Source organism: Pseudomonas sp. K5002 (genome assembly GCF_013386655.1).
GTDB lineage: Bacteria > Pseudomonadota > Gammaproteobacteria > Pseudomonadales > Pseudomonadaceae > Aquipseudomonas.
Window position 1 is genome coordinate 1 of the sequence record NZ_JACARK010001598.1, and the last position, 712, is coordinate 712.

1 pseudogene is annotated in these 712 nt (G+C 65.9%); it reads left to right on the forward strand.

The features are described 5' to 3' along the window. Positions 1-712 (forward strand): annotated as a pseudogene (locus HX846_RS38180) (hybrid sensor histidine kinase/response regulator); the annotation flags it as partial.

A 712-nucleotide genomic window follows, 5' to 3' on the forward strand; every position in this document is an offset into this window, starting at 1 on the left:
GTCAGCACGCTTCGGACCTTGAGGCGTTGCTGGCGCCGCTGCGGCAGATCGCCGATACCCTCGCCGTATTGGGCTTCGGCCAGCCGCGCAAAGTGATCATCGACCAACTGGCGGTGGTACTCGGCCTGGCCCAGGGGCAGCGCGAACCCAACGATGCGGTATTGATGGACGTTGCCGGTGCGTTGCTCTACGTCGAGGCCACGCTGGCCGGGATGGTCGGCACTGTCGAGCCGGAGCGCCGCGAAGAAAGCCGCCTGCCTACCACCGACCTGACGCAGATCCACCACCTCGTCATCCGCGAATCCTGCCAGTGCCTGACCCAGGCCAAAGAGCTGGTGATCGACTGCATCGAGGCTCACTGGGACCGCCAGCGCCTGGAGTCGCTGCCCGAGTTGCTGATCCAGGTGCGCGGCGCGCTGGCGATGATTCCGCTGCCCCGTGCGGCGAGCCTGATGCGTGGCTGCAATGACTACGTCAACGAGCAACTGATGGTCGGCGACGCCGCACCTTCCGAGGCGCAGCTTGAGCATTTTGCCGATGTGCTCACCAGCCTCGAGTACTACCTGGAACGCATGCTCCAGGACCACGACGCCCCGGGCGAACGGGTGCTGGAAGTCGCCGCTGAAGGCCTGGCCGCGCTGGGCTATTTGCCGGCCGAAAAACCCTGGCGCCAGGCACTGCTTGAGCAGGGTGACACGCCCACGGAGCAAAC